Annotated in this window: 22 protein-coding genes and 2 tRNA genes; 12 read left to right on the top strand and 12 right to left on the bottom strand. The window is 69.0% G+C overall.

Features of this window, described 5'->3' with window-relative positions; translation table 11 throughout:
- Positions 1-217: 217 nt before the first annotated feature.
- Positions 218-1,534, bottom strand: coding sequence for a S8 family serine peptidase (locus tag CGZ91_RS04565; RefSeq protein ID WP_179229077.1), 1,317 nt, complete (start codon positions 1,532-1,534; stop codon positions 218-220).
- A 151-nt stretch (positions 1,535-1,685) separates the two neighbouring features.
- On the opposite strand from CGZ91_RS04565, the gene CGZ91_RS04560 reads away from it, so the two are divergent.
- Both CGZ91_RS04560 and CGZ91_RS04555 read left to right on the top strand, forming a co-directional pair.
- Complete coding sequence (locus CGZ91_RS04560; protein ID WP_229116418.1) at positions 1,686-2,729, top strand: LLM class flavin-dependent oxidoreductase; 1,044 nt, start codon at positions 1,686-1,688, stop codon at positions 2,727-2,729.
- A 169-nt stretch (positions 2,730-2,898) separates the two neighbouring features.
- Positions 2,899-4,530 carry a DUF4091 domain-containing protein gene (locus CGZ91_RS04555; protein WP_094452867.1) on the top strand — a complete coding sequence of 544 codons (1,632 nt, stop codon included), beginning with the start codon at positions 2,899-2,901 and terminating at the stop codon, positions 4,528-4,530.
- Positions 4,531-4,685: 155 nt separating this feature from the next.
- Here the strand turns inward: CGZ91_RS04555 and CGZ91_RS04550 are convergent, their stop codons facing one another.
- On the bottom strand, positions 4,686-6,071 hold the full coding sequence (locus tag CGZ91_RS04550; RefSeq protein ID WP_094452865.1) for an FAD-binding oxidoreductase: 1,386 nt from the start codon (positions 6,069-6,071) through the stop codon (positions 4,686-4,688).
- 167 nt (positions 6,072-6,238) lie between these two features.
- Between CGZ91_RS04550 and mptB the strand changes: the two genes are divergently transcribed.
- Both mptB and CGZ91_RS04540 read left to right on the top strand, forming a co-directional pair.
- The gene (gene mptB / locus CGZ91_RS04545) at positions 6,239-7,957 is read left to right on the top strand and encodes a polyprenol phosphomannose-dependent alpha 1,6 mannosyltransferase MptB (protein WP_094451287.1); all 1,719 of its coding nucleotides are present in this window, start codon (positions 6,239-6,241) and stop codon (positions 7,955-7,957) included.
- Positions 7,954-8,817, top strand: coding sequence for a DUF2510 domain-containing protein (locus CGZ91_RS04540; RefSeq protein ID WP_094452863.1), 864 nt, complete (start codon positions 7,954-7,956; stop codon positions 8,815-8,817). The genes mptB and CGZ91_RS04540 overlap by 4 nt, the downstream gene beginning before the upstream one ends.
- 4 nt (positions 8,818-8,821) lie before the next feature.
- On the opposite strand, the gene larB is transcribed toward CGZ91_RS04540, so the two are convergent.
- Complete coding sequence (gene larB, locus CGZ91_RS04535) at positions 8,822-9,532, bottom strand: nickel pincer cofactor biosynthesis protein LarB (protein WP_229116114.1); 711 nt, start codon at positions 9,530-9,532, stop codon at positions 8,822-8,824.
- A 142-nt stretch (positions 9,533-9,674) separates the two neighbouring features.
- Here larB and pheA point away from each other — a divergent pair, with 142 nt between their 5' ends.
- Positions 9,675-10,583: a prephenate dehydratase gene (gene pheA / locus CGZ91_RS04530; protein WP_094451284.1), complete on the top strand. Its 909-nt coding sequence runs from the start codon at positions 9,675-9,677 to the stop codon at positions 10,581-10,583.
- Here pheA and CGZ91_RS04525 read toward each other — a convergent pair.
- Positions 10,564-12,219, bottom strand: coding sequence for a diacylglycerol kinase family protein (locus CGZ91_RS04525; protein WP_094452861.1), 1,656 nt, complete (start codon positions 12,217-12,219; stop codon positions 10,564-10,566). The two genes, pheA and CGZ91_RS04525, sit on opposite strands and share 20 nt — an antisense overlap.
- 122 nt (positions 12,220-12,341) lie before the next feature.
- Between CGZ91_RS04525 and serS the strand changes: the two genes are divergently transcribed.
- Both serS and CGZ91_RS04515 read left to right on the top strand, forming a co-directional pair.
- A complete protein-coding gene (gene serS / locus CGZ91_RS04520; RefSeq protein ID WP_094451282.1) occupies positions 12,342-13,616 on the top strand; it encodes a serine--tRNA ligase in 1,275 nt (424 codons plus the stop codon).
- A 58-nt stretch (positions 13,617-13,674) separates the two neighbouring features.
- Positions 13,675-14,442: an HAD family hydrolase gene (locus CGZ91_RS04515; RefSeq protein WP_094451300.1), complete on the top strand. Its 768-nt coding sequence runs from the start codon at positions 13,675-13,677 to the stop codon at positions 14,440-14,442.
- A gap of 101 nt (positions 14,443-14,543) precedes the next feature.
- Here the strand turns inward: CGZ91_RS04515 and CGZ91_RS04510 are convergent, their stop codons facing one another.
- Together CGZ91_RS04510 and CGZ91_RS04505 are read right to left on the bottom strand one after the other, a co-directional pair.
- A complete protein-coding gene (locus CGZ91_RS04510; protein WP_094452859.1) occupies positions 14,544-15,506 on the bottom strand; it encodes a diaminopimelate dehydrogenase in 963 nt (320 codons plus the stop codon).
- A gap of 133 nt (positions 15,507-15,639) precedes the next feature.
- Positions 15,640-16,188: a WhiB family transcriptional regulator gene (locus CGZ91_RS04505; RefSeq protein ID WP_179229204.1), complete on the bottom strand. Its 549-nt coding sequence runs from the start codon at positions 16,186-16,188 to the stop codon at positions 15,640-15,642.
- Between the two features lie 388 nt (positions 16,189-16,576).
- On the opposite strand from CGZ91_RS04505, the gene CGZ91_RS04500 reads away from it, so the two are divergent.
- Entirely contained in the window at positions 16,577-17,374 is a 798-nt protein-coding gene (locus tag CGZ91_RS04500; protein WP_094452855.1) for a class I SAM-dependent methyltransferase, read from the top strand.
- A gap of 141 nt (positions 17,375-17,515) precedes the next feature.
- Here the strand turns inward: CGZ91_RS04500 and CGZ91_RS04495 are convergent, their stop codons facing one another.
- Together CGZ91_RS04495 and CGZ91_RS04490 are read right to left on the bottom strand one after the other, a co-directional pair.
- Complete coding sequence (locus CGZ91_RS04495; RefSeq protein WP_094452853.1) at positions 17,516-18,490, bottom strand: NAD(P)H-quinone oxidoreductase; 975 nt, start codon at positions 18,488-18,490, stop codon at positions 17,516-17,518.
- 18 nt (positions 18,491-18,508) lie between these two features.
- Positions 18,509-19,066, bottom strand: coding sequence for a DUF6518 family protein (locus tag CGZ91_RS04490; RefSeq protein ID WP_094452851.1), 558 nt, complete (start codon positions 19,064-19,066; stop codon positions 18,509-18,511).
- 180 nt (positions 19,067-19,246) lie between these two features.
- Between CGZ91_RS04490 and CGZ91_RS04485 the strand changes: the two genes are divergently transcribed.
- Both CGZ91_RS04485 and CGZ91_RS04480 read left to right on the top strand, forming a co-directional pair.
- Positions 19,247-19,333 (top strand) — tRNA-Ser (locus tag CGZ91_RS04485).
- A 23-nt stretch (positions 19,334-19,356) separates the two neighbouring features.
- Positions 19,357-19,791, top strand: coding sequence for a hypothetical protein (locus CGZ91_RS04480; RefSeq protein WP_094452849.1), 435 nt, complete (start codon positions 19,357-19,359; stop codon positions 19,789-19,791).
- A 31-nt stretch (positions 19,792-19,822) separates the two neighbouring features.
- On the opposite strand, the gene CGZ91_RS04475 is transcribed toward CGZ91_RS04480, so the two are convergent.
- Complete coding sequence (locus tag CGZ91_RS04475) at positions 19,823-21,439, bottom strand: LCP family protein (RefSeq protein ID WP_094452847.1); 1,617 nt, start codon at positions 21,437-21,439, stop codon at positions 19,823-19,825.
- Between the two features lie 271 nt (positions 21,440-21,710).
- Between CGZ91_RS04475 and CGZ91_RS04470 the strand changes: the two genes are divergently transcribed.
- Together CGZ91_RS04470 and CGZ91_RS04465 are read left to right on the top strand one after the other, a co-directional pair.
- Positions 21,711-21,804: transfer RNA gene (locus CGZ91_RS04470), tRNA-Ser, on the top strand.
- Between the two features lie 153 nt (positions 21,805-21,957).
- Positions 21,958-22,548, top strand: a complete 591-nt coding sequence (locus CGZ91_RS04465) for a class I SAM-dependent methyltransferase (protein ID WP_094452845.1) — start codon at positions 21,958-21,960, stop codon at positions 22,546-22,548.
- Positions 22,549-22,784: 236 nt separating this feature from the next.
- Here CGZ91_RS04465 and CGZ91_RS04460 read toward each other — a convergent pair whose 3' ends face one another.
- The 3 genes from CGZ91_RS04460 to CGZ91_RS04450 all read right to left on the bottom strand — a co-directional run bounded on the left by CGZ91_RS04460 (position 22,785) and on the right by CGZ91_RS04450 (position 26,693).
- Positions 22,785-23,999, bottom strand: coding sequence for an alanine racemase (locus CGZ91_RS04460; protein ID WP_094452843.1), 1,215 nt, complete (start codon positions 23,997-23,999; stop codon positions 22,785-22,787).
- A gap of 62 nt (positions 24,000-24,061) precedes the next feature.
- A complete protein-coding gene (locus CGZ91_RS04455; protein ID WP_229116417.1) occupies positions 24,062-25,069 on the bottom strand; it encodes a YeiH family protein in 1,008 nt (335 codons plus the stop codon).
- Entirely contained in the window at positions 25,062-26,693 is a 1,632-nt protein-coding gene (locus CGZ91_RS04450; RefSeq protein ID WP_179229203.1) for an N-acyl-D-amino-acid deacylase family protein, read from the bottom strand. Before CGZ91_RS04450 ends, CGZ91_RS04455 begins: the two co-directional genes overlap by 8 nt.
- Between the last annotated feature and the right edge of the window lie 43 nt (positions 26,694-26,736).

Genomic DNA, 26,736 nt, shown 5'->3' with positions numbered 1-26,736 from the left:
GCCGGCCCCGCTTTTCGCTGCCTACCGCGCGTGTCCCGGTCATGCCCGCCAGCCGACAGCGGCCTTCCTCCGCCGGCGCCTCGCTCTGAAACGTCCGCGGCAGCCGGTCACGGATCGCGATGCGCGATCGGCGGGCGCCTCAGACGGACAGTTCAGGGCGAGTGAGCAAGCCGGCGTGGGGGGCCAGGTCGCGAGGCTCGGCGCGCGGTCGGCGGGCTCAGTCCTCCGAGTCGGTCCGTTCCTTGGCAGGCTTCCACTGGCGCCGGTGGCCAGAGGGGAAGGACCGATGAAGGACGACGCCGCCGATGGCCAGCAGCAACGCCCCGGCGCCGATCCCGATGGCCAGCCAGCGTTCGAACTCGCCGATCGGTTGCATGTCGTAGCGGGTCATCGGTGGAACCGGTTCCCGCGGGGTCATGGGGGTCTCGCGTTCGCTGGCCACGGGTTCGGTGAGGGCGCGGTATGGGTTGACGACTCCCCAACCGATGGCCGGATCCGGGACCGCGGCGCCTCGGTCAGCGGTTGCGATGAGGCGTTCCTTTACCTCCGCCGGCGTGAGGTCGGGCTCCATCTCCAGCATCAGGGCGACCACACCGGTGACGACAGGGGTGGCGAAGGAGGTGCCGCTGCCGCGGAAGAAAGCCTGGCCCTTGGAAAGCGGCCCGGTCGGTGAGAGCGCGATGATGTCGGCGCCGGGGGCCCCGATCGTCACCTCCATGTCGGGGTGGCTGTTCGACAGCGGTGAGATGGCATCGCCCGGACCGACCATTCCCACGGCGATCACGCCGGGGTAGGAGGCAGGGAAGGCCTGGACGTCGGCGGAGTCCTCGGCTTCGCGGTTGCCGGCGGCGGCGACCACGACGATCCCGGCGTCCAACGCATCTTGGATGGCCGCGCGATATTGCGGGTCGTTCGAACCCTGCTGGGAGATGTTGATGACGTCGACGTCGAGCTCGATCGCCTTGCGTACGGCGCGGATCGACGGCCCGAGTGGTTCCCCGCCCTGGGTCCTTTCACCCGACTGCAACGCCCGCATCGAGATCACGCGGACGTCCGGGGCGACGCCCGTGAAGTCGCTCGAGCCGTCGTCGGGATTGTGGCCGGCGATCAGCGAGACGACGATCGTGCCGTGCTGGCAGTCATCGGCACCGTCGTCGTTCTCCTCGACCAGGTCCCAGCCGGCGAAGTTGAGGCCCTGGATGTTCTGGGAGGTGAGGTAGTCCGAGCCGACGTACCGGGCGGCCGTGTCGATGACGGCGACCGTGACGCCACGGCCGGTGGCGAGCTGGTGGACTCGGTCCAGACCCAGCCGATCCACCTGCCAGGCTGGCGGGACGTCAACGGTTGCGGCCTCGTACTGGCGGCAGATGTCGGGGTTGTACGGCTCACCGCCGCCGACCTGTGCCCAGGCCGGGATCGGCAACATGAACGCGACGGCGAGGAGGCCGGCCAGCGTACGCCGCAACCACGGGGTGCGGCCCGAACCGGTGCGTTCAGCGCGCGGGTGCGTCCCGCCGATCGGTCGTCTCCTCACCCGGCACAGCCTAGCCGCTGCCGGGCCGGCGTCAGCTCTCTGGAATGTCCGCGGTGAGGCCACGCCGGTGGCGATACGCGATCGCCGAAGCGTTGGGGCGGACGTTTCAGGCGGGTCGGGAATATATGATGCGTCACGCCGTTGGGTGGATGTGAGCACAGACGAGATTTTCGGCATCGACACCTTCGGTGACATCACCGAACACGACGGCAAGCCGATCAGCCCTGCCCAGACCATCCGCAACGTGGTGGAGGAGGCGGTGTACGCCGAGGAGGCCGGCCTCGACGCGATCGGCATCGGCGAGCATCACCGCGACGACTTCGCCATCTCGGCGCCGGAGATGGTGCTCGCGGCCATCGCCTCGCGCACCGAGCGGCTCCAGCTCGGTACCGCCGTGACCGTCCTCAGCTCCGACGACCCGGTGCGGGTGCACGAGCGCTTCTCGACTCTGGACGCGATCTCGAAGGGACGAGCCGAGATCATTCTGGGGCGCGGGTCCTTCACCGAGTCGTTCCCGCTGTTCGGTTTCAAGCTCGAGGACTACGAGGGCCTGTTCGAAGAGAAGCTGCAGCTGTACGCCGAGTTGCGCAGCCGTGCCGTGACCGGGGAGCCCCTCAGCTGGCGGGCTCGCCACACTCAGGAACTCAGCGACGCGGTGATCTATCCGCCCTATGAGGAGCGGCCGCTGCCGACCTGGGTCGCGGTCGGGGGCAGCCCCGAATCGGTGGTCCGCGCCGCGCACTACGACTTCCCACTGATGCTGGCGATCATTGGCGGTTCTGCCGATCGGTTCGTTCCGTTCGCGGACCTCTACCGCCGAGCCCAGGATGAGTTCGGCCACGAGCAGGCGGTGATCGGCTATCACAGCTGGGGCCATGTCGCCGACACCGACGAACAGGCCGCCGCCGAACTGTTCGAGCCGTACATGCGCAACCACAACCAGATCGGTCGGGAGCGAGGCTGGCCGCTGGCCACCCGGGAAAGCTACCTGCAGGAAGTGCAGCACGGGGCGATGGCGGTGGGGTCCCCCGAAACCGTCGCCAAGAAGGTCGCCGGCGGGATGAAGGCTTTGGGCGCGACCCGGTTTGACCTGAAGGTGTCGGCCGGCCCGCTGGCCCACGAGAAGATCATGCGCTCGATTGAGCTGTACGGCACCAAGGTGGTCCCGCTGGTCCGCGACATGCTCGCCGACTGACTCTGCAACGTCCGGCTGCGGCCGTTCTCGGTTGCGCATTGCTGTCGAGAACCGGCTGGCGCGGACGTTTCAGGGGGAACGCGCGCCGTCAGCTAGGGTGCCGGGTGGCCCGGGCCGCGGCGCAGTTGGCGTGATCGGCGGCCAGACCCCGACCCGCAGGAGCGTCACCGTGAAGTCCGTCCTCGTCGATTCCCTCGAGAAGGTTCTCGGAAATCAGGACCCCCGTCCCGCACAGCTCATCGGGGGTGTCCATGCCTCCGGTTTCTTGGGCGAACCGCTCGCCGTCCAGATCGCGCTCGAGGTCCCGGCCGGCGACGAGCTGGCCGCAACGGTGCACCTCACCGGCGGTCTGGCTGATCGGGCCAGCCTCGCCGCGGTACGCCGGGTCCCGGTGTCCAACCCCGCCCCGCCGGAGCCGGATGAGCACTACCTGGTGACCGAGCCCGGCGACTACCCCGACCTGCTGGAGCCGTTCACCGACGAGGTACGCCTGCCGTCCGGCTGGCAGTCCCTGTGGATCGAGGTGCTCACCGAGAATGCCGCCGATGCCGGTCGGCACACGCTCACGGTCACCCTCAGGGACGAAACCTCAGTGATCGCCGAACACGACGTCCAGCTGGAGGTCCACGCGCACCGGCTGCCGCCGCTGGCGATCACCAACACCCATTGGTTCCACGTCGACAGCCTTTCCACTCATTACGACGTCCCGGTCTTCTCCGAGCGCCACTGGGAACTGATCGAGGACTTCCTGGTCTCGGCCCGCGCCATGGACGTCAACTCCGTCCTCACTCCGACCTGGACGCCGCCGCTCGACACCGCCGAGGGTCACACCCGCCCCTTTGTGCAGCTGGTCGGGATCAGCGAGGCCGCCGGCGCGTACGCCTTCGACTTCAGTCGGTTGGACCGGTGGCTGGAGATCTGTCGCCGGGTCGGCATCGATTCGCTGGAGATCGCCCACCTCTTCACCCAGTGGGGTGCGCGCTTCACGCCGGCAATCCAGGTCGAGACTGAGCACGGGTTGGAGCAGCGGTTCGGCTGGCACGTCGCGGCGACCGACCCGGCGTACCGGAGGCTGCTGGAGGGGCTGATCCCGGCGTTGCGCGCTCACCTCGATGAGCACTGGGATGGACAGGTGTTGTGGCATGTCAGCGACGAGCCGCACACCGAACACCTCGAGGCCTATCAGGCCGCCCGGGGTCAGGTGGTCGATCTACTGGAGGGCGCGCAGCTGGTCGATGCGCTGAGCTCGCTCAGCTTCGCCGAGCAGGGTCTGGTCGACACGCCAATCGTCGCGACCAACCATGTTGAGCCGTTCCTCGAGGCCGGCCACAAGCCGTGGGTCTACTACTGCGTCTCGCAGGGTAGGGATGTCGCCAACCGCTTCATCGCCCTGCCGTCGGTGCGCAACCGGGTGCTGGGCCGGCAGCTGTACGCCTTCGAGGCGCCGGGATTCCTGCACTGGGGCTACAACTTCTGGTGGGCGCAGTATTCGCTGCGTCCGATCGATCCCTTCCAAGACACCTGCGCCGGCGGTGGCTTCTGGGGCGGCGACGCTTTCGCGGTCTATCCGGGGCCGGACGGTACGCCGTGGCTGTCGATCCGGCATCGGGTGCTGGCCCAGGCGATGGCCGACCACCGGGCACTGACCTGGCTGGAGGAACTCACCGACCGCGCCACCGCCACTGCCCTGATCGACGAGGGCGGGACGTTGGCGTACGACAGGTTCTCCTACGACGTCGGCGAGCACCTGCGGGCTCGACGGGCCGTCGACGAGCAGATCCTGGCGGCGCTGTCCGGCTGAACCCCGCCCTGAAACGTCCGGCTGGGACGGTCGCGGATGACGATATGCGATCGGCGCACGTCCACGGTGGACGTTTCAGGCCGAGGTCGATCGACGGTGGCGGCTGACGGGTGGGGTGGGACAGAGTCCAGGCCGGGGCGGCGCCCCGCCTGCGCTCAGCCGAAGACCTTGCCGGGGTTGAGGATGCCGTTCGGGTCGAAGACCGCCTTGATCTGGCGTTGTAGTTCGAGTTGGGTGCCGCCGAGTTCCTGGCCCAGCCAGCGGCTCTTGAGGATGCCGATGCCGTGCTCGCCGGTCAGGGTGCCGCCCAACTCGATCGCCGTCGTGAACATCTCGTCGGCCGCAGCCCACACCGCCTCGCTGGGTTCGGCACCGTCGAAGACGAAGGTCGGGTGGAGGTTGCCGTCGCCGGCATGGGCGCTGATCGGGATCACCACGTCGTACTTCTCGGCGATCGCATTGCAGGCATCGAACATGTCGGCCAGTCGCGACCGAGGCACCGCGACATCCTCGACCAGCACGTTCCCGAAGGACTCGTACGCGAAGTGGACCTGTCGGCGTACCTGCACCAAGTGGTCGGCGCGGGCGGGATCGTCGGTACGTGACACCTTGCCGCCGTGCTCCAGCAGGATCGCCTCGATCTTCTCGGCGACGTCGGCAGCGTCGTTGTCGTCGGTCTGGATCAGGACGAAAGCGCCCTCCATCGGGTCGCCGGTGTAGCGGGCGAGCATGCGTACGGCGACCCGGGACACCAACTCCATGATCGCGGGGCGTTGGTGGGCCGCGGTCACGGCTGCGCAGGCCGAGGCTGCGGACCGTTCGTCCGGGAAGAAGGCGCCCAGGGTCCACACCGTTCCGGGCACCAGCGGCCGCAGCTTCACGGTCGCGCCGACGATCACGCCGAGGGTGCCCTCTGAGCCGATCATCAGTGCGGCCAAATCCAGTCCGGTGACGCCCTTGACGGTGCGGTGGCCGACCTTGATCAGTTCGCCGTTGGCGAGCACCACGTCCAGCGCGAGCACGGCTTCGCGGGTGACGCCGTACTTGGTGCACAACAGTCCGCCGGCGTTGGTGGCGATGTTGCCGCCGACGCTGGAGATCGCCTTGCTGGCCGGGTCCGGCGCCCACCACATGCCGTGTTCGAGGAGCTGGGCGTTGAGGTCGGCGTTGAGGATGCCTGGCTCCACGACGGCCAACTGGTCAGCGGCGTTGACCTCGAGGATCCGGGTCATCCGGGCCAGCGACAGACTGATCTCACCGGTACCAGTGTTCGCGCCACCGGCCAGACCGCTGCCGGCGCCCCGGGGCACCACCGGGATCCGGCGTTCGTTGGCGAATCGCAGCGTGGCCTGGACGTCCTCCACGGAACCGGCATGGACCACGCAGATCGGGCGCCCCTGCGCGCGGTGGCCACATTTGTCGGCTCGGGCCGCCTCCAGGTCTGCCTCTTCGACCGAGACCACGCCTGCGGGCAGCAGCGCTGCCAACTCCGAGACGAACCCGTCCGACGAACTGGCGGGGGTGTCGTGGCTGAGCTGCATCGGTGGTCCCTTCTCTACCGTGGGCGAGATTCCCACCCTAACCCTGCCGGCGTGGCTGCCGGCGCCACGGCCGATCGCTACACCTGCGCCACGACCGATCGCTACGCGTGCCCAACCACCGATCGCTACGCTGGGGCCCGATCGGCGCGCAAGGTGAGGGGAAGTGGATGTCTGAGACGGACCGCGACGCCACGACCTTCCGCGCCAGCGACCAGCCCTGGCACCGGAACCCATGGGTCGGGATGGGCGGCATTGTGCTCGCCTCGGTGATCACGATCGCGATCGCCTTCTCCGGCCCCTCAGCCGCGGCAATCAACCCGGGGCCACGCCACAACCTGCTGCCGCCGTGGTACCTGCCGGGGGGTTGGGTCGACGTCAACCAATGGACCGCCTCGATCCTGCTCTGGAGCATGATCGCGATCGCCGGCGTCGCCCTGGTGGTGGCGCTTCGAGCGATGAAAGCGGGGTGGCGGCCCCGCCCCTGGCGGATCTTCGGCCTCGGCGCCCTGCTCAACATCGCCACCTCGCTGACGCTGCCGCTGACCTCGGCGGATGTGCTGATGTACGCGGCGTACGGACGGCTGCAGGTGTTGGGCATCGACCCGTACCAGATCACGCCCGCCGAGATCTTCCGGCAGCAGTACGACCCGGTGTTGCGCTGGACCGAACGGCCTTGGCAGGACACACCCAGCGTGTACGGCCCGATCGCCTCATTCACCCAGTGGCTGGCCAACATCCTGGGCGGCGAGTCGATGCACAACATCGTCTTCTGGCTGCAGATGTTCGGTCTGATTCCGCTGCTGGTGACTTGCTTCATCGTGGTGTGGTTGGTGCGCCACGACGCGCAGCGCGCCGCCCGCGCCAGCCTGCTGACCATCGCCAACCCGCTGCTGATCTGGGCGCTGACCGCAGGTGCCCACAACGAGGCGTTGTCGGTGGTGTTTGCGGTCGCCGGCATCGCGTTCATGCGACGGGGCCGCTGGGGTGCGCTGCTGGCCGGGGTCGGGATCGGTTTGGCAGGCCTGGTGAAGGTGTCGTTGGTCTTCTACGGCATCGCGATGCTGTGGGGCTACCGGCGCGAACCCGTCAAGGCCGGCTTGGTGATCCTGGGTGCCGCGATTCCGATGGGCGTGGGATATCTGCTCATCTCGCCGGGCTCGTTGTTCGCATCGCTGCGCAACGCCGGCTACGTTTCATCCGGCTCTTGGGCCAGTTACTTCCTGCACTGGCTCACCGTGATGATGGGCAATCCGGCCTCCAAGGTCGTCATCTCGGTGATCTCCTACAGCGCCATGGTGGTGCTGGCCTGGATTTTCTTCCAGATCATTCCGCGGCAGCAGCTGCCCGCCCCGCCGCGTGGCCCCTCCCGTGCGGTGGCCCTGGAACTCTCCGGTAAGCCCGACCCGATAGCGGTCACGTTGCGGACCGCACTGGTGCTGTGCGCCGCCTGGCTGCTGACCTCGCCCTACTCGCTGCCGTGGTACGACCTGCTGATCTGGGTGCCGATGGGGATGTTGGCTGCCACCCGGCTCGACGTGCTGGTGAGCGTACGCGTGGTGTTCCTGTCGATGGCGTACGCGACCTCTCGCGACCTCGGGTGGATGTCGCAGGTGGACTGGGCGACCCAACGGATCCGAGACCTGGCCTCGCCGGCGGTGCAAATCGGCGTGGTGGTCGCGATCGTGCTGTGGTGGCACCAGGAATGGTTGGCGAAACCGACCGCGGAACGCCCCTATCCGCTGGCGTGGCTGAGGCGGCGGGCGTTGCGGATGCAGGCGCGGTTGGACCGCGAACGGGCGGAGGCGGAGCCAACCGACACACCCTCCGAGACCTCCGAGGGCCAGCGCACTGACCCGACACCCGCTGAGGCGGGCTCGGGCCGATGAGTTCTGCCCCGCCCGGCTGGTACGAGGACCCCGGAGTCCGGGCCGAGTTTCGTTGGTGGGACGGCCGGCACTGGACGGCGTGGCTGAGCGATGACGGCGGCGAACCGCCGCCGCTCGGGGAGGTGCCGGGCCGGGATCGGGAGGGCCGACCGTACGCCGTCACCCCGGCTGCGCCGCAGTCGGCGTGGCTGACGACGGCGCTGATCGCCGCCCTGGTGGCGGGTGTGGTGGTGGTCGTGCTGGCCGCGATCGGCGCCAGCCAGTTGCCGGCGCCGGCGACCGAACGGCGTGTCGCTGTCACCGCCGAACCGTCCTCGTGGACGGCGGGCATCGTTGAGGTCGATAACGGTCATGTCTTCGCTGACCGGGTCTTCCTGCCGAGCGTCGCGGGTCCGCAGCGGGGCGCCCAAGCGGGCAAACTCACCGCGGTCGCCGACCTCAGCATCCAATTCAGCGGCTACGTCGTGACCGGGCAGCCGGCGCTGGCGGGGTCCAACTTGCTCGCGATCGGGATCACGCCGGCCGAGGTGCTGACCGGCGCAGATCTGCACACCACTGCGGGCCACCTGCTGCGGCGTACCGTCGGTCGGCTGTACGCCGACATCGGGACCTGGCCGGAGCCGCAGCCCGGTGACGCGAGCACGGTGGTGCCGGGGCTCCCCGGCGCGATTCTGGTGGAGACGACCGTCGAGGTCACCGCGCCGGGCGACTTCCTGGGGCACGAGATCGTTGCTCGGGTCATCATCGTGCCGGGCGAACCGGGCCGCGCGGTGACGATCCTGGACATCCGACCCGAAGGGATCGGACCCGAGGAAACCACTCAGCTCGACACCATGCTGGCCGGGATGCGACTGCTGTGAGGCCTCAGGCCGGGTCCTCGGCCCCCTCATCAGGCTCGGAATCCGACTCGTGATCATCCGCCCGGGACCGCAGCTCACCAACGGTGCGGGCGATCCGGGCAGCGTGCACGCCGGCTCCGAAGCCGTTGTCGATGTTGGTGACCACGACGCCCGGCGCACAGGAGTTCAGCATTCCCAGCAGCGCGGACAGGCCGCCGAGGCTGGCGCCGTAGCCGACCGAGGTCGGCACCGCGATGACCGGTTGGCCGACCAGGCCGCCCACCACCGAGGGCAGCGCGCCCTCCATCCCGGCGACCACCACGATGACGTCCGCATTGACGAACTGGTCGCGGGCCGACAGCAGTCGGTGCAGGCCGGCGACGCCAACATCGTCCACCCGGCGTACGCCGGCGCCGTAGACACCGCAGGTGATTTCCACCTCTGCGGCGACATGCTGGTCGCTGGTGCCGGCGGACAGGATCGCGACGATGCCGCGCGGCTGCGGGATCGGACCCACGACGAAGGAGCGGGCCGGGCCATACCAGGAGGCGGGCAGCGGGCTGGCCTCCACCGCCTGCCGGGCCTCGTCGCTGACCCGGGTCGCCAGCACCGCCCGGGCGGGGTGGGCGCGGTGCAGTTCGGTGAGCGCGTCGACCACCTGGTCGGGGGTCTTGCCCTGCCCGAAGACCACCTCGGGGTCACCGGTGCGGGTGGCGCGGTCGAAGTCCAGCCTCATCCGTGGATCCATGGTCGGTCAGCGTAGCCGTGGCCGGCCAACCCTGAACCATGCCTCAACAGTCGTGCCTGGATGTGGGTGCTGGCGCCCAGTCGTGGAATTGAAGTTGCCGCAGTAGTCCGCTGTGGGCTAGGCAATCCCTATGACCTATGCGTACTTCGGCCCCGAGGGCACCTTCACCCATCAGGCCCTCCTCGGGACGCTCACCGATCAGCCGGCGCTGCCCTTTGCCAGCGTTCCGCAGGCGCTGAATGCGGTGCGCGAGGGGCTCGCCGAAGCCGCGCTGGTGCCGATCGAGAATTCCGTCGAGGGTGGCGTCTCGGCGACCTTGGACAATCTGTCCGGGGATCGGCCGTTGCAGATCACCCAGGAGGTGCTGTTGCCGGTGGCCTTCGTGTTGGCGGTACGTCCCGGCACCGAGCTGAATCAGGTACGCCGAGTGCTCACCCATCCGCATGCCGCCGCGCAGACCCGCGACTGGACCGACCGGCACCTGCCGCAGGCTGACGTGGTCGCGGGTGGCTCCACCGCCGCCGCGGCCAAGGAGGTGGCGCGGCCGGACTCGGAGTTCGACGCGGCGATCTGCGCCGATGTCGCCGCGAACCTCTACGGCTTGGAGGCGCTGGTCAGTGGCATTGCCGACAATCCCGACGCAGTCACGCGGTTCGTGGTGGTACGCCGGCCCGGACCGGTGCCGGCGGTGACCGGCGCAGACAAGACGACCGTCGTGGTGTACATGCACACCGATCGCCCCGGCAGCCTGCTGGAGTTGCTCGAACAGTTCGCGAGCCGTGGTGTGAACCTGTGCCGGATCGAGTCCCGGCCCACCAAGACGGTGCTGGGTTCCTACTGTTTCTCGATCGATGCCGAGGGCCACATCGGCGAGGCGCGAATGGCGGAGGCGCTGATGGGTCTGAAGCGGTCCAGCCAGCGGGTCGACTTCCTGGGGTCCTATCCGCGTGCCGACCAGCAGCCGCCGCAGGTGGGCCGCGGGTTTGCCGAGGAGGATTTCCGCGCCGCCAAGGAGTGGATCACCTCGCTGCTGGGCTGAGCCCCCGGCGTACCCCAGGGTGGATCATCTGGATCGCCCCGGGGTCCACTTCGGCGATGAACTCGGTGCACGGGCCCATCACGTCACCGTCGAGTTGGTACTGCTGAGGCTCCCGCAGCCGCACCCGGACCCGGCGGGCCCTGTATTGCCTTATCGCATCGGTGGTGTGGCGACCTTGGCTGAGGATCCGTTGCAGCACGCCCCACCACTCCATGACATCGGTGGGTGAGGCGAGCAGGACATCCACCTGACCGTCATTGGGCCGGGCGTCGGGGATCAGCTGGATGCCGCCCGGCATCAGCCCGACATTGCCGACCAGCACCACGCTGGCTCGACTGTGGATCGGTTCGTCGTCGTCGACAGTGAGCTCGACGTCGAAGGGTCGGTGTCGCAGCGCCTGCGGTCCGGACAGCACGTACGCCGCCGTCCCCAACGACCGTTTGAGTTCGTCACTGGTCGATCCCATGATCGCCGCATCGATGCCGACCCCTGCGATCACGCCGAAGCGGTGCTCGGAGCCGCCGGCCGCAGGACCGCCGTTGACGCTCAGCCGGACCAGGTCGATCGGCTCGACCTGTCCTTGGAAGGCGCTCTCGAGCGCTGCCACATGGTCGGTGGGGACGCCGAGATTCCTCGCGAGCAGATTGGTGGTGCCGGCCGGGATCAGCGCCATCGGGACCCCACTGCCGGCCATCGCATCGCAGACGGCTCGAACGGTGCCGTCACCGCCGGCGACCAGCACGAGATCGGCGCCGGCAGCCAGCGCTGCTCGGACCTGCCCCGGGCCGATGTCGTCCGGTGTGGTCTCCAGCCACAGCGGCGGTCGATAGCCGGCCAGCGCGGCCTGGTGTTCGACCGTGCGTTTGAAGACCTTCACGTCGATCAGCCGGACCGGGTTGTGGATCACCGCAACGGTGGCTGTGCCGGGCCCGGGCCGGTGGTGCGGCGGCAGCACGTGCAGGTTGGCGACCACCAGGCTCACCACGGTGACGCTGGCACCCAGGAGCAGGCCGCCGACGATGTCGGAGGGCCAGTGGGCATGCAGCAGCCAACGATTCAGCACCACCACGACGACCAGGACCGCCGCCGTGATCCGCCAGCCGACCCGGGTGCCGTAGCGCTGCCGGGTTGCCAGCGAACCAGCGATCAGCATCGCTGCGGTCGCGCCGGCGACCGCGGCATGACTGGACGGGAAACTCGCACCGCCCTGGGTGATGAGGCCCAGATCGGCACTGCCGGGCGGCCGATCCAGGGCGTACAGCCGTTTGAACAGGGCTGCCAACCCCCAGGAGATCAGCGGTGCCAGCGCGATCACGAGCGCAAAGCTGTGGAGCCGGCGGCGCGCGCACCACCAGGCCACCAGCAGGGCCGCCAGGCAGGCCACCCCGGGCCAGGTCAGCAGCGCGATGGCGCCGAGGATCTGCACCATGGCCGACCCGGGCGTCAGCGGCGGCGCGAGCAGCGCCCGGTCCACCGGCCGGATCCAGCCCAGCGCGACCCCGACGAACCAGCCTGCGGTGACCAGCACCACCGCGGCCACCCACATCAGCGCAAGGGGAGACCTCGGCAGGCGGCTGCCGGCCTCGGCCGCGACAGCTGCGGGCGGCTCGGGGTCGGGAACGGGGCGGGCGCTCACGGCTCTCCTTCGGTCAACTTCTCCGCAGCCTAGCCGGGGGCGCCGACACTTTTCGAGCGGACGGAATCGGCCGGCCACGCTCCGCCCCGGGGTTGTCGGCGGGTCCCGCTACGCTGGCGCATGTGATTGATCTGAAGCTGTTGCGTCGTGAACCCGAGGTCGTCAAGGCCAGCCAGCGCGCCCGCGGTGAGTCCGAGGAGCTGGTGGATGAGGCCGTGGCTGCCGACGCCGCGCACCGGGCCAGCATCGCCGCCTTCGAGCAGGCTCGCGCCGAGCAGAAGTCGATGGGCAAGCAGGTCGCCCAGGCATCCGGTGAGCAGAAGCAGCAGTTGCTGGTCCGGACCAAGGAGTTGGCCGCCCAGGTGAAGCAGTTGCAGGCCGACGCGGATGACAACAAGGCCCGCTTCGAGGAGCTCGCTCGCAGCTTCGGCAACATTGTCGAGGACGGCGTCCCGACCGGCGGCGAGGACGATGGGGTCGTCCTGGAGACCGTCGGTACGCCGCGCGATTTCGCCGCGGAGGGGTTCGAGCCGCGCGACCACCTGGAGATCGGCGAGATGCTGGCCGCGATCGACATGGAACGGGGCGCGAAGGTGTCCGGTTCACGGTTCTACTTCCTGACCGGGCAGGGCGCCCAGTTGGAGTTGGCGCTGCTCAATCTGGCGATGGCCAAGGCTGCCGAATGGGGTTTCACCCCGATGATTCCGCCAGCACTGGTCAAGCCCGAGGCGATGGAGGGCACCGGCTTCCTGGGCCAGGCCGCCGACGATGTTTATCACCTGCCCGATGACGACCTCTATCTGGTGGGGACCTCGGAGGTGGCGCTGGCGGCGTACCACAGCGACGAGATCCTCGATCCGGCGCAACTGCCGTTGCAGTACGTCGCGTTCAGCCCCTGTTATCGCCGCGAGGCCGGTTCCTACGGCAAGGACACCCGCGGTATCTTCCGGGTGCACTGGTTCGACAAGGTCGAGATGTTCGTCCACTGCCATCCGGACGAGGCCGATGCCTGGCACCGCAAGCTGCTCGCCTTCGAACGGGAGTTCATCGAGCTGCTCGAGATCCCCTACCAGGTGCTCGACGTGGCATCCGGCGACCTGGGGCTGAGCGCCGCCCGCAAGTACGACTGCTACGGCTGGCTGCCGACTCAGCAGCGATACCGGGAGATCACCTCGACCTCGAACTGCACCACCTTCCAGGCCCGCCGCCTTGGCATCCGGGCCCGGTGGGAGGACGGCACCGCGCCGGTCGCGACGTTGAACGGCACGCTCTGCTCGATGGCGCGACCGATCATCATGATCCTGGAGAACCACCAGCAGGCGGACGGCTCGGTCCGGCTCCCGGAGGCACTGCGGCCCTACTTCGGCGGGCGCGAAGCGCTGACGCCGGTCAAGTGAGCCGGCTGTGGCGTGGTTCAATCGGAAGCGTTCCCGCGGAAAGAACTGGCGGCCCAAGATGGTCGCCCTCGACATCGACGGGACCGTCGTCGATCATGCCGGATTCCTGCCCGACCCGGTGCGGCAGGCAGTCCAGCGGGCGCTCGACCAGGACGTACGCGTGGTGCTCGCGACCGGTCGCAGCTGGCATGGCACCGCGCCGATCCACGACGCGTTGGGCCTGCCACCGGGGCAGCTGATCTGCTCCAACGGCTCGGTGCGCGCCAGCTATCCACCGTTCAGCATCGACAAGCTCATCACCTTCGACCCGCGTGAGGTCATCACCACGGTGCTCCGGGAGGTGCCGCAGGCGGCGATCGCGGTCGAGGAGGTTGGTGTCGGCTATCGACTGAATCGTCACTTCCCCGACGGGGAGCTGACCGGTGAGATGAAGCTGCAGAGCATCGACGAGCTGAGCGCCGAACCGGTCAGTCGCGTCATCATCCGCGACCCGGAGGCGACCGACTCCGACTTCATCAGCTTGGCCGAATCATTGGGCATGCACGGGGTGGAGTACTTCATCGGGTATTCGGCCTGGCTCGACATCGCCCCCGAGGGCGTCAGCAAGGCGACCGCGCTGGCAGACGTCTGTGAGCTCTACGACATCGAACCCACCGACGTACTGGCGTTGGGGGATGGCCGCAACGACATCGAAATGCTCGAGTTCGTCGGCCGTGGCGTCGCGATCGGCGACGCCGACGAGACCGTCAAGGCAGCAGCCGACGCGGTCACCGGCCGGTTCGGCGACGGCGGGACCGTCACCGAACTGGATCGCTGGTTCGCCTGAGCGCGCAAGACGTGCAGTCGATTCGCCCGGACCCCGGGAATCGAGGGTGGCGGGGGATCGACTGCACGCCGTGCGCGCGAATCGTGGGGTGAAGTGCGGGATCACACGTCCCGGGCGATGAGCTCCTCCAGCGGAGTCGGCGACAGCAGATAGGGCGCCACCTCCAACACGGTGTAGGCACCGACTTGGCCGGCCTGCCGCATCCGGTGTGCCGCGCGACCGTACGCGACCTGCACCGCCGCGGTGAAGTCGGGATTGCGATCCAACTTCAGGATGTACTCGATGGAGTGGTGGTGGCCACCAGTGTCGGCGGTGGTGACCACGTGGCCGCCGTGTGGCATCCCGGTGTGGTCCCGGTCGAAGGTCTCCTCGTCGATGAAGTGGACCTCGGTGCGATAGCCCGCGAAGTAGTCCGGCATGGTGCGGATCTCCTCGGCGATGCGCTCCTGGTCGGCCTCGTCGGCGACGATCCAGCACTGGCGTACGTGCGCCTCCTTGCCGCTCAGCCCACCGGCCTCACCGGCACGGGCCTGCTGCAATGCCTCTTCCGAGGGCAGCGTGTACTGGACTCCCTTGCGTACGCCGGCCACCCCGCGCACGGCATCGGAATGGCCCTGCGACAGCCCCGGCCCCCAAAAGGTGTGTTGCTGGGCATCGGGCAGCACAGCGCTGGCGATGGTGCGGTTGAGGGAGAACATGCCCGGGTCCCAGCCGGTGGAGATGATCGCGGTGGTGCCGGCGGCGCTGGCGGCCTCATGCATGGCGCTGCGGTGCCGCGGGATGTCGCGGTGGTTGTCGTAGGTGTCGACCGTGTTGGCGAAGGCGGCGTACTGCGGAGCCAGATCGGGGATGTCCTTGGCGCTGCCCAGGCACAGGAAGAGGACGTCGACCTCGTCGGCGTGGTCGGCGATGCTGTCCACGGGGTACACCGGTGCCTCGGTGTCGAGGCTGGCGCGGCGGGAAAACACCCCGACCAAGGTCATGTCGGGCTGGCGGCCGATCAACTTCTCGACCGACTGGCCGAGGTTGCCGTAGCCGACGATGGCGGCGCGAATGGTGCTCATGAGACTCCTCGAGGCGTAGGCGTACGCCCGAGGGTAGCGCCTGGGCGTTCGCCTGCCCCAGACGTCACGAACGCCCGCCGGTGATCCGGCGGGCGTTCGGAACTGAGGGTGGAAATCGGTGGCGGACTCCCGATCAGGCGGCGAAGACCTGACGGGCCGGCCGAGTCGGGGTGCAGATCTCGGCGTACGCCTTCATGACGTCTTCGCGGGTCGGGGCGACCTTGGTGAGGGTCGGCTTCTTGGCCTCGGCGCGAGCCTTGCGCAGGTGGCGCTTGACCGTCGAGAGCGAGCAGCCGAGGCGGTGGGCCAGGGTCTCGAGGCTCTCGGTCGGGTTGGCGTTGCGGAGTCGGACGACCTCGGCATGGTCAATCTGACGGTTCGGGGTGGTCACGCCGGCCAAGGTGTCGAAGTCCTCCGGCGCGACCTTCCAACCGAGCCGGGCGCGGATCTGGTTGCGCTGACGCTGCGTGGTGCCGGCGACGAAGCCGGAGACGTCGTGCTTGACGACGGCTTCGTAGAGGCACTCGACCAGCAGCGGGCAGCTGGCGCAGACATTGGTGGCGCGACGCTGGAGCATGGTGTGCTCACGGCGGGCATCGGGACGGGCGGAGCTGGTGGGCGGCTCCTCCATCAGGGGGTGCTGGAAGAGGTCGGCCTGCTGGCTGCACGGTGTCGCGCTCATGATGTCTCCCTCTGTGTGTGCGGTCAGTCGCACGAGATGTTTCGTCATTGGTGTTGCGGTGAGTCGGTCGGACGGGGGCGATCGGGAAGTGAGTTCCGTCCTCGGACTCGGTTTTCTGTTGTGAATCTTTGTCAGGCCCCGAAGAGGCGATGACTCCATGGTGCCCGCGACGACCGCCGACGTGAAGGCCAAGAATGAGTGCAAGTACTCGTTTGTTGAGTGGGAGTACTCAGGCGATAATCAGAGGCCTGTACTCGTGACGGGAATCGAGATTCCTGCGGTGCGGAGCGAGGCCCGGGTCGCGACGGTGCGACGCTGGCGCCCTGATCAGGTGCGCGACATGTGGACAAGGTGTCCGAGCGGCCCCAGCCTTGCATAGACATGGGTCATGAACTCTCGTGTCGGCTATGTGCACGGTCACCATTCCTCGGTGCTCTCTTCCCACCGCACCCGGACGGCCCGGGACTCGGCGGCGTACCTGCTGCCGCACCTGAGCGCGGATCAACGACTCCTGGACGTCGGGTCGGGGCCCGGCACCATCACCTGTGACCTCGCCGAACTAGTCGGGTCGGTGGCGGCCCTCGAGATGAACCAGGACGCGCTGGCGCTCACGCTGGCCGAGGCGCAACGGCGCGGCTTCGCCATCGAGGGGCATGTCGGTGACATCCACGCACTGCCGCTGCCCGACGACAGTTTCGACGTCGTGCACGCCCACCAGGTGCTGCAGCACGTGGCCGATCCGGTGCAGGCCCTCGCCGAACTACGTCGGGTCTGTCGCCCCGGGGGACTGGTCGCGGTGCGCGACTCGGACTATCACGGCTTCGTGTGGACACCGGCCGATCCGTTGCTGGATCGGTGGTTGGAGCTGTACGACGTGGCCGCCAGGGAGCGCGGCGGCGAACCGGACGCTGGCCGACACCTGCAGCGGTGGGCCCGCGAGGCCGGCTTCACCGAGGTCGAGGCCAGCTCCAGCACTTGGTGCTGGTCGACGCCGGACAAGTGTGCTTGGTGGGGCGACATGTGGGCCGAGCGGATTCTCCACTCCGCCATCCATGAGCAACTGATCGCAGGCGGCCACAGCACCGCCGATGAGCTGGACGAAATCGCGGCGGCCTGGCGTCGTTGGGGGCAGGATCCGAACGCCTGGATGAGCCTGCTGCACGGCGAGGTGCTGGCCCGGGTTTGAGGCCGGCGAGCTGGCCCTGAATCGTCCGCCGTTGGCGCGAGCCGCGCGCACATCGAGATCGACGATCGGCTGGCGGGGACGTTTCAGGGGCGGGCGACCCCGCCTTGGCCGGTCGGTGCTGCGCTGGGGCGTACGCCCGGCTCAGAGCGTGAGGATGAGCTTGCCGCTGGCCTCACCCGAGTCCAGATGGGCGTGCGCGTCGGCCACCGCAGCCAAGGGATAGCGGCGTTCCTGCGCGAGCGGGATGGTGCCATTGACGAGCAGCGGCCAGACCTTCTCGACCACCCGGTTGACGATGGCGGTCTTCTCACTGACCGGCCGCGCGCGCAGCCCGGTGGCGTGGATCGAGGCCCGCTTGGCGAGCAGCAACCCCAGATTCAGCTCGGCCTTCGTGCCGCCCTGGAGCCCGATCGTGATGATCCGGCCGCCGGTCGCGAGCAGCTTCAGGTGGTCGTGGAGATACTTCGCGCCGATGATGTCGAGGATCACATCGACCCCACCCTCGGCGGCGTCGCGTACGCCGGCGGCCCAGTCCTCATGGTGGTCCAACACCACGTCGGCGCCGAGCCGGCGGCAGTGCTGCCGCTTCTCCTCGCTGCCGGCAGTGGAGATCACGCGGGCGCCGAGATGCTTGGCGTAGGGGATCGCAAACCCGCCGATGCCGCCGGCGCCGCCGTGGATCAGGATGGTGTCGCGGCGCTGCAGTCCGGCCAGCTCCAGGTTGGAGACCACCGTCGCGGCCACTTCGATCAATCCGGCCGCCGACACCAGATCGATGCCTTCGGGTGGGGAAACGACCTGTCCCGCGGGCACCGCAACGTACTCGGCGTACCCGCCGCCGGCGAGCAACGCGACACAGGGCTGTCCCAACTTCCAGTCCCGTACGCCGGGTCCGATCGTGGCGATGTGGCCGCTGACCTCGAGGCCAATGGTCTCGCTGGCACCCTTCGGGGGCGGATAATTGCCCTGTCGTTGCAGCGTGTCGGCGCGATTGACGCCGGCCGCGGTGACCCGGATCAGTACCTCACCCGGGCCCGGGGTCGGGCGTGGTATGTCGCCCACCTGCAGGCTGTCGGGGGCGGTGTTGCTCGGGTCGGGCTGGATCACGGCGCGCATGGAGCCACTGTAGAAGGGCTACCGCAGCGAGTCGTACGCCAGGCACCCCAACGCGATGACCACCGCGATCCCCAGCGCCACCACCAAGGAACGGACCCGCTGGCGTGGGATCAACGCGACTGCGGCACCAACCATGAGTTCTGTCCAGTACTGGATGCTGGCGTGGTCCGGGCTGACGTCAAGGATCACGCCGTACGCCCCTTCGCCCATCAACAGGCCGCCGATGACACCCAGCCAGGCCGATTCGCCACTGCTGGTGCGCTCGGCGCAGAAGCCGACCAGGCTGCCCGCGACAAGGGCGGCCGCGATGCTCAGTGGTGCTGTCCAGGCTCCGGAGGTGACCAGCAGCACCACCATCGCCCCGGCCCCGGCGAGCACGAATCCGAGCCGGCTCTGCGCGTGCCGGGAGCGGCCGGCGTACCGGAATGCCACCGAGAGCACGCCCCAGACCAGCAGTCCCCAGGTTGCGCTGGTGGTCAATAGGGCGGGCCACGGGCTGGGGATGACGGCGCTGCCGAGCCGACACAGCAGACCGGCGATGACGGCGAGGGCGGCGGTCAGGGCGAAGAAGGGCACGACCCGATCCTTCCCGGGGTTGGTGGGTCAGGCATCGGACCGCGGTATCCGACAGGTAGCACCGGGGGTGTGAGACGTACGCTGACGTGCCAGAATGTGCGGTCGGCGGACGTCGGTGGGTCTGGTTAGGATGGGTCCGATGCCGGCAGTCCGGCACGTGGCGCCACGACTGGGCGCCTCGGCGAGGTCGCATAGTGGACTAGTGCAGCCGCCTTGAAAGCGGCCGAGCGGGTGACCGTTCCGTGGGTTCGAATCCCACCCTCGCCGCCCCGAACCTGTCTGGAGATGTGATGACGACGTTTCGCCTGCGACCGCGGGTCCCGCTCGGAGCGATCCTGGTGGTTGTGGTCGGCGTCCTGCTGATGGCGGTCGCCTTCGTCGCCGGTCAGATGCTCGACTCGGTGATCCCCTACGCCCTGCTGGGCGTGATCGTGGTGGCCCTGATCGCGTACGCCGTCCTGGTCCTCCGGTCGCGACAGCTCGCCACCGTGGAGGTGGTGCTGGATGCCGACGGCTATCAGATCCTTGGCCCGGCGGCGCAACGTCGGGAAGGGGCTTGGGCCGAAGTCACCAAGGTGACGGGCACCGATGATCGGCTGCTGATCTATCACGGCCCCGACGCCAGGGTGCACCTGGTGCACCCGGCCCATCAGGCCGACACGATCATGGCGATCGCGCGCGAGATGGTCACCCGGCTGGACGCCAGCCGGGGCCTGCACGGCTGAGGCGACCCAGTGGCGTACGGACCTCGAAACCTCAGGGCGTCGGGGTCGCTGTCGCCTGAGCCGGGTTGTAGGCGCAGGCGTCCTGGATGTCCGTGTCCGGCGGAGGTTCCGGCGGCTGCGGGGTGCCCGGAGTGGAGGCCTCCGGGGAGGGCGGCAGTTCCGGTGTCGGGCTGGGTGAGGGGCTCGGCTCCGGCTCACTCGGCTGCGGCTCGCTGGTCTGCGGCGGTGCAGGTGCCGGGCTCGGTTCCGGGCTGGGCTGCTGGGCCCGACCGATCGTCTCGTCGACCTGGCGGCGTACCAAGTCGAAGTCCGGATCCTCGCTGATGAAGCCGTTGTCGCGGTTGAAGGTGAGGCTGCGGACGTTGGCCTGCTGCACCTTCAGCCCGAGATCGACGAACTGGGGCAGCACCTGACGAGGGATGTCGGTGCTGATGATGTTCTGGGAGGCGCTCGCGACGGCCTCGTACTTGGTGATGAGGTTGGCCGGGTTGACCTGCTTGATCATGGCGGCGATGACGCAGCGCTGCCGATCCATCCGCTGATAGTCGCTGGAGCCGTACCGGCCGCGCGCGAACCACAGCGCCTCGCGGCCGTTGAGGTGCTTGTCGGGGCCGGGCTCGATGTAGGCGAAGGGCTTGATGTCGCGGTCGGTGTTGCCGCCCATCGGCACCCGCTCGTTGACGTTGACGGTGATGCCGCCGAGCGCCTCGACCAGGGCGGTGAAGCCCTCGATGTTGATCATCACGAAGTAGTCGATGGTGAGCCCGAGTGCCTCGCCGGTGGACAGCTTGAGGACGTCGGCGCCGAAGTAGTCGGTCTCGCCGAGGATGTTCGGCGGCACCTCCGGATTCTGCGCGACGTTCTCATACATCGCGTACAGATAGGACTCGCCATCAATGCCGTCGGGGTCGACGAAGCCGTCGGGATAGATCTGCGAGAGCGGGGAATCCTCCGGGAAGGGCATGTGCTGGGTGTTGCGCGGCAGTGCGAACAGCGAGGTGTTGCCGGTGCGGGTGTCGACGCTGGCGACCATCACGGTGTCGGTGCGGACGCCGACCCGGGTGTCGGTGGAGTCGGCACCGAGCAGCAACAGGTTGACGCGGTCCTTGCCGTCCCAGGGGTCCTCATCGTTGGGGTCGAGCTGGGTGCGGGTGGCGGACTTGGTGTCGTCCTCGGAGCCGAAGATCGCATCCAGCAGGTTGGCCTGGTCCCACGAATAACGAGCGGCCACCGCCAGCGGAGTGGCGATCACCAGCGACAGCCCGGCGACGAAGATCGAGCCGACCAGCCGCTGGGTGTTGCTCAGCTTGCCCGGCCGGAGAAAGAGGTGACTGGCGACCAGGGAGGTCACCCAGCCGAGCGCCACCAGGATCAGCACGAAGGTGAGCACCCGCAGCGCCGGAGCGTTGGTGGCATGGCCAGCGAGCCGACCGATGTCCTGGATGCCCCAGACGCCGTACGCCACCAGCCCGACCACGGCCAGCGCGAAGGCTCCGAGCACGACGCCGCCGAGGATGCGGTGGCCCGACTTGATGAGGCCACTGCCCGGCGCGGCCGCCGACAATGCGGTCCAGCCCAGCGACTTGCGGAACTGATGCTCGGGCGCGGCGGCAGGCGGTGACGCCGGGTCGGTGTCAGCTGTCGTCATCGCGATCCTTGCAGGTTGGTCGAGCTGTCAGGTGAGTCCACCCCCAGCGGACCCGCGGGTCAGTCTAGGACCAGTCCCAAGGATGCCGATACAACGCTGATGCCGGGGTTGAGGCCCGGCCATGCCCCCTGGGGCAGACCCGCACCGGCCCGTGGTCGCACCTCTCGGCCTCGGACGCCGTTTGCACAGTTTGAGGCTGAGTGTCGCCAGCCGCTAAAGTGTTGGCTTGGGCGTGCCTCGCTCCGGCTTCGGTCGGGGATGGTGGGCCCGGGGAGGTGTCGCCTAGTCCGGTCTATGGCGCCCGCCTGCTAAGCGGGTTTGGGGCTTCAACCCCATCGCGGGTTCAAATCCCGCCACCTCCGCCACCGTCCTGAGCCGCGTACCCATCGGGTGCGCGGCTCAGGACTTTTTGTGTGCCCAGTGCGCCCCTGAACCGTCCGCGGATCGAGGGTGCCGATTGCGTATTGCCATCGGTGACCGATCAGCGCGGACGTATCAGGGGCTGCGAGCATGGCCGCATGGAGCAGGTGAGGCAGGCGTACGCCGCGCGGGCCGAGGAGTACATCGACAAGCTCGGTTCGATGGAGGCCACGGCGCCAACGGATCGGGACCTCATCGCTGGATGGGGGACATGCGTGACCGGTCCAGTGCTGGATCTCGGTGCCGGGCCTGGCCACTGGACCGCTCACCTGCACGGTCTCGGAGTCGAGATCGCCGGGGTCGATCCGGTGACCGAGTTCGTCGCCGATGCCCGGCGCCGGTTTCCCGGCGTGGACTTCCAGGTCGGTGGGGTGGTGGACCTGGCCCCGGACGGCAACCTCGGCGGGATTCTGGCTTGGTACTCGCTGATCCACCTGCCGCCCGATCAGCTGGATGCTGCGCTTCTCCACTGTTTTCGGGCGCTGCGCCCGGGCGGCAGCCTGCTGCTCGGACACTTCGCCGCCGACGAGCTGGCGCCTTTTGATCATGCTGTGGTCACGGCGTACGCCTGGCCGCTGCCGTGGATCGCGCAGCGGGTGGCGGAGGCCGGCTTCCAGGTCGTCGAGCAGCACACCCGCCAGGGTCCGGGGTCCCGGCGCCACGGTGACCTGGCCGCGGTGCGCCCCTGAAACGTCCCTGGTTCCGGGGTCCCGATGGCGTATTGCCATCCGCCATGCACTGGGGCGGATGTTTCAGGGGGCTGCCCGCGCATGCCAGATCGGCACGGGGCCGTGGGGGCGCCCCTGAAACGTCACCAGATCTGGGGAGCCGATGACGTATTGCCATCTGTGACGGGCTGGGAGGGACATTTCAGGGGACCCGGCCGCGGCCGGCCAGCCGCAATTCATCAGCGCCTGGCGGCAGCTCAGAAGTAGGTCAGTTCCACCCGGTCGACGACCAGATCCTCGGCCGAGGGGATCACGACCAGGCCGCGCCAGCGGTCCAGGGCCGTGCAGGGGTGGGAGATGCCGAGCGACACCACGTCGCCGACGGCGGGCTCGGTGCCGGGTTCGCAGCGAACGAAGCAGTGGTGGTCGTTCAGCTCGGTGACCTCGCCCGCGTACGGCTTCAGCTCGCCCCAGCTGCCGTCGGCGCCGACCTGCACGACGCCGCGTGGCATCGGCATCCCGGAGTCGTCGGGCAGGTCACGCCGCCCCGCGTCGAGCAGCACCAGGCCCGGTTCGGGCTGGCTGATCACCGTCGCCCAGACCCGCAGTGCCGGTTGGAAGTCGGGCTGGCTCGGATCCTCTGCGGCGCCGCGGTGTCGCGGCGTCCAGCCGGTGTACGCGCCGTCGTCGTGGGTGATGTAGGCCCCGCTGCGCAGCAGCAACTCAGTACGTTCGTCGCGCAGCTCACCCAATTCCTCGGCGACCACGTCGAAGTAGGCACTGCCGCCGGCCGAGATGACCGCCGGGCCGCTGACCAATGGCAGCACGGTCTTCGCCAGGGTTGAGACGTCCCGCAGATACGAACGCGCCTGCTCCAGTCCCTCCTCGCCGTGCACCAGGCCCTCGTAGCCGGCAACCCCGGCCAGACTCAGACTCGGCGTACGCCCGACCGCCTCGGCGACCGCCAAGGCTTCCGGCAGACCGCGCGCGCCGGTCCGGCCCTGCTCCATCCCGAGCTCCACCAGCACCGGCACCGGCCGCACCACCTCGCCGAGCACCCGCGCCATCTGTTCCACCACCGCCACTGAGTCCACCCAGCACACGAACTCGAAGCCCGCATCATCGGCGAGCACCCCGGCCAACCACCGCAGCGCCGCGGGGCGCACCAGATTGTTGGCCAGCGCCACCCGGCGGACCCCGAGCCGATAGGCGGTCACCAGCTGCTGTTCGGTCGCGACGGTGATGCCCCAGGCGCCCTGGTCGAGCTGCAGCTGCCACAGCCACGGTGACATCGTCGTTTTGCCGTGTGGGGCGAGCAGTACGTCCTGCGCCCGGCACCACCGCGCCATCTCGGCGGCATTGTGTTCGATCGCGCTGCGGTTCACCGTCATGAACGGCGGCCGCAGCTCACTCAACGGCAGCCCGGCAGGATCGATGCCCGGCTCGGGCAGGAATCGCAGCTGATCGGTCACGGTGCCTCCAGGTCTCAGTTGGCAAGCAGGTCAACTCGCGATCGGGCCCACCCAGCGACGGGTCAGCTCACGATCATGGCCGCGCCGCCGATCCCGATGGCGCTCATCACCACCGTAGTGAGCAGTGCGTGGACGGCGGGCTTGGGGCCGAGTTCGGCGAGTTGCTTCACCCGTACGCCGGCACCCAGCGCAAACATCGCGGCCGCCAGCAGGATTGACTGGGCCGTCGAGAACCACGGCAACGCCGCGTCCGGGATCAGCCCGATGCTGCGCAACGTGACCAGCGCGATGAAGCCGATCACGAACAGCGGCACCAAGGGCGGCCGCTTGCCACTGGGCGCGCCTTCGACGGTGGGCTGACGCCGCTGCCACAGGCTCAGGCCGGCGATCACGACGGCCAGCATCAGGACCCGGGCCAGCTTCACCACGACGGCAATCTCCAGCGCGCCGCCGCCGACGATGCCGCCGATCGCGACCACCTGGGCAACCTCGTGCACCGACGCACCGGTCCACAGCCCGACGAATTCGGGACTCAGTCCGAAGCCGGTCGCCGACAGCGGCACCACCGCGATCATCAGGGTGCCGAACACCACGACCAGCGCGACCGCGGCGGTGGTGTGTTCCTTCTTCGCCGGAATCGCCGAATCGGCGCCGGCGACGGCGGCCGCACCACAGATCGAGAAGCCCGATGCAATGAGAATGGTCAGGTCGGTCGGCAGCTTCATCAGTCGGCCCAGCCCGACGGCCGCGAAGAAACCCCCCAGCACCGCGACGACGACCAGCGCGATGGTGCCGGCGCCCAGGCCGAGGATGTCGCCGACCGCCAGCTGGGCACCGAGACACACCACGCCGAGGCGCAGCAGCGGTTTCGCGGCGAATGCCAGGCCGGGGTCCACCGCCTCGGGCCAGCGCGACGCCGGGACCAGGTTGCGGACCAGGATGCCGAGGACGATCGCGACCAGCAGCGCGCTGGCGTACGGAATCACCTGCGCGAGCAGCATCGACACCGCCACCGCGACGGCGCAGAGCCCCAGCCCGGGCAGTTTCTTCAGGATCGGTCGGTCAGCCACGGGTCTCTCTCCGTACGCCAGCACCGGGCGTGGCGCCCGTCAGCTGGCCGTCGCGGAGCACCGGAGTGCCGGCCACCACAACATCGTCGATGCCGCCGGGTGATTGACGCGGGTCGGCGTACGTTGCCCGGTCCGACAGCTGGTCAAGATCAATGAGCGCCAGGTCGGCGATCGCTCCGACCTCGATGCGGCCGCGGCGACCCAGGCTGAACCGGTCGACCGCGCCAGTGGACAGATGGGCCACCGCGCCGGGCCAGTCCGGACGCTCGCGCTCCGACGTCGCATCCAGCAGGTCGCCCCGCACATAGCCCGTGAGGTAGCGGCCCACCCCGCCGAATCCTCGCGGGTGCGGGAAACCGCCGACGTAGATCCCGTCCGAGCCGTAGAGATGCGCCGGGTGGGACAGGATCCGGGTCAGGTCGTCGCGGGGCCGCAGCGCGGTGGCGCGGAACACCACCGACACCTTCAACTCGCTGCGGATCAGCAGGTCGACCACCAGCGCCTCGGGAGACTGGCCGGTACGCCCGGCGGCGGCGGCCAGGCTGAGTCCTTCGGCCCAGCGGTCGGCGGGATCGGCGACGGAGGCGATCGTGGTGAGTTCGGCCCATTGGGCGCCCAAGTCGGGTCGGGCCCGGCCCCTCGCGGCGACGCTGGCCTCCAGCTCCTCCCGTTCGGTGCCGGTCACCCGCAGCCCCGCCAGGGTTGCGGCCGGACCGTTGGTCTGGGCCTGCAGCGGCAACATCGGCATCGCCAGCAGCGACATCCCGCTGCGATAGGGATACATGTCAAAGCTGACATCGGCACCCCGATCGGCGGCCTGGGCCAACCCGGCCATCACCAACTCGCTGGGGGCGTGCAGGTGCGAGGCGTGGACACGTACGCCGGCGGCCACGGCGATGGCGGCCAGCTCACCCATCCCGATGGGCAGGTCGGCCTCGTAACCACGCAGGTGGGACACGTACACGCCGCCGGCGGCGGCAACCGGAGCGCACAGGTCGATCAGTTCGGCAGTGTCGCTGAAGGCGCCGGGGACATACTCCAGCCCGCTCGACAGCCCGACCGCGCCCTCGGTCATCCCTTGCCGGACCAGGTCGACCATTGCCTGGCGCTGCTCGGAGGTGGCCGGCGTCGGGTCGTGCCCACAGACGGCATACCGGACCGAGCCAGCGGGGACGCAGGTGGCGACGTTGACCGCGCTGCTGCCGTCGCAGGAGGCCAGGTGGTCGGCGATGCTGCTGGAGGCTTCGGCGACGGGCCCCAACAGGGCCCCGAAGTAGGCATCGGCCCAGTCGGGTACGCCGGGCACGGGCGAGACGCCGTCCTGGCCGGTGATGACGGTCGTGATTCCCTGCCGCAGCAGTGCGGCCTGGATGTCCGGGTCGCGCACCATGGTGTCCGCGTGGGAGTGGGTGTCGACGAAGCCCGGCACCAGCCAGCGGCCGTCGGCTTCCAATCTGGCGGAGTCGGCTGGAGCGGCCTCGCCGATGGCGACGATGCGGCCGTCGGCAACCGTCACGTCGACCGGTTCGGCGTCGGGGGTGAGGCGGGCTTGGGAGATGGTGAGGGTACGCCCCTGCCCGTGTCCCTGGCTCGGGCCGGGGAACGCGTCATGGGTGATGGGCACGTGCTGGGACGTTACTCCTCCGATGTGCCGGGGTCAGTCAGGC

The organism is Parenemella sanctibonifatiensis (assembly GCF_002250565.1).
Classification (GTDB): Bacteria; Actinomycetota; Actinomycetes; order Propionibacteriales; family Propionibacteriaceae; genus Parenemella; species Parenemella sanctibonifatiensis.
The sequence above is the reverse complement of the archived record's forward strand: the minus strand, read 5'-3'. Positions and strand labels throughout refer to the sequence as shown.

Excerpts from the sequence above, each read along its gene's own strand:
- mptB (WP_094451287.1), top strand. The coding sequence starts at position 6,239 with ATGTCTGAGACGGACCGCGACGCCACGACCTTCCGCGCCAGCGACCAG.
- CGZ91_RS04540 (WP_094452863.1), top strand. The coding sequence starts at position 7,954 with ATGAGTTCTGCCCCGCCCGGCTGGTACGAGGACCCCGGAGTCCGGGCC.
- CGZ91_RS04550 (WP_094452865.1), bottom strand. The coding sequence starts at position 6,071 with ATGCAGCTCAGCCACGACACCCCCGCCAGTTCGTCGGACGGGTTCGTC.
- CGZ91_RS04475 (WP_094452847.1), bottom strand. The coding sequence starts at position 21,439 with ATGACGACAGCTGACACCGACCCGGCGTCACCGCCTGCCGCCGCGCCC.
- pheA (WP_094451284.1), top strand. The coding sequence starts at position 9,675 with ATGACCTATGCGTACTTCGGCCCCGAGGGCACCTTCACCCATCAGGCC.
- CGZ91_RS04510 (WP_094452859.1), bottom strand. The coding sequence starts at position 15,506 with ATGAGCACCATTCGCGCCGCCATCGTCGGCTACGGCAACCTCGGCCAG.
- CGZ91_RS04480 (WP_094452849.1), top strand. The coding sequence starts at position 19,357 with ATGACGACGTTTCGCCTGCGACCGCGGGTCCCGCTCGGAGCGATCCTG.
- CGZ91_RS04500 (WP_094452855.1), top strand. The coding sequence starts at position 16,577 with ATGAACTCTCGTGTCGGCTATGTGCACGGTCACCATTCCTCGGTGCTC.
- CGZ91_RS04465 (WP_094452845.1), top strand. The coding sequence starts at position 21,958 with ATGGAGCAGGTGAGGCAGGCGTACGCCGCGCGGGCCGAGGAGTACATC.
- CGZ91_RS04515 (WP_094451300.1), top strand. The coding sequence starts at position 13,675 with ATGGTCGCCCTCGACATCGACGGGACCGTCGTCGATCATGCCGGATTC.
- CGZ91_RS04495 (WP_094452853.1), bottom strand. The coding sequence starts at position 18,490 with ATGCGCGCCGTGATCCAGCCCGACCCGAGCAACACCGCCCCCGACAGC.
- larB (WP_229116114.1), bottom strand. The coding sequence starts at position 9,532 with ATGAGGCTGGACTTCGACCGCGCCACCCGCACCGGTGACCCCGAGGTG.
- CGZ91_RS04505 (WP_179229204.1), bottom strand. The coding sequence starts at position 16,188 with ATGAGCGCGACACCGTGCAGCCAGCAGGCCGACCTCTTCCAGCACCCC.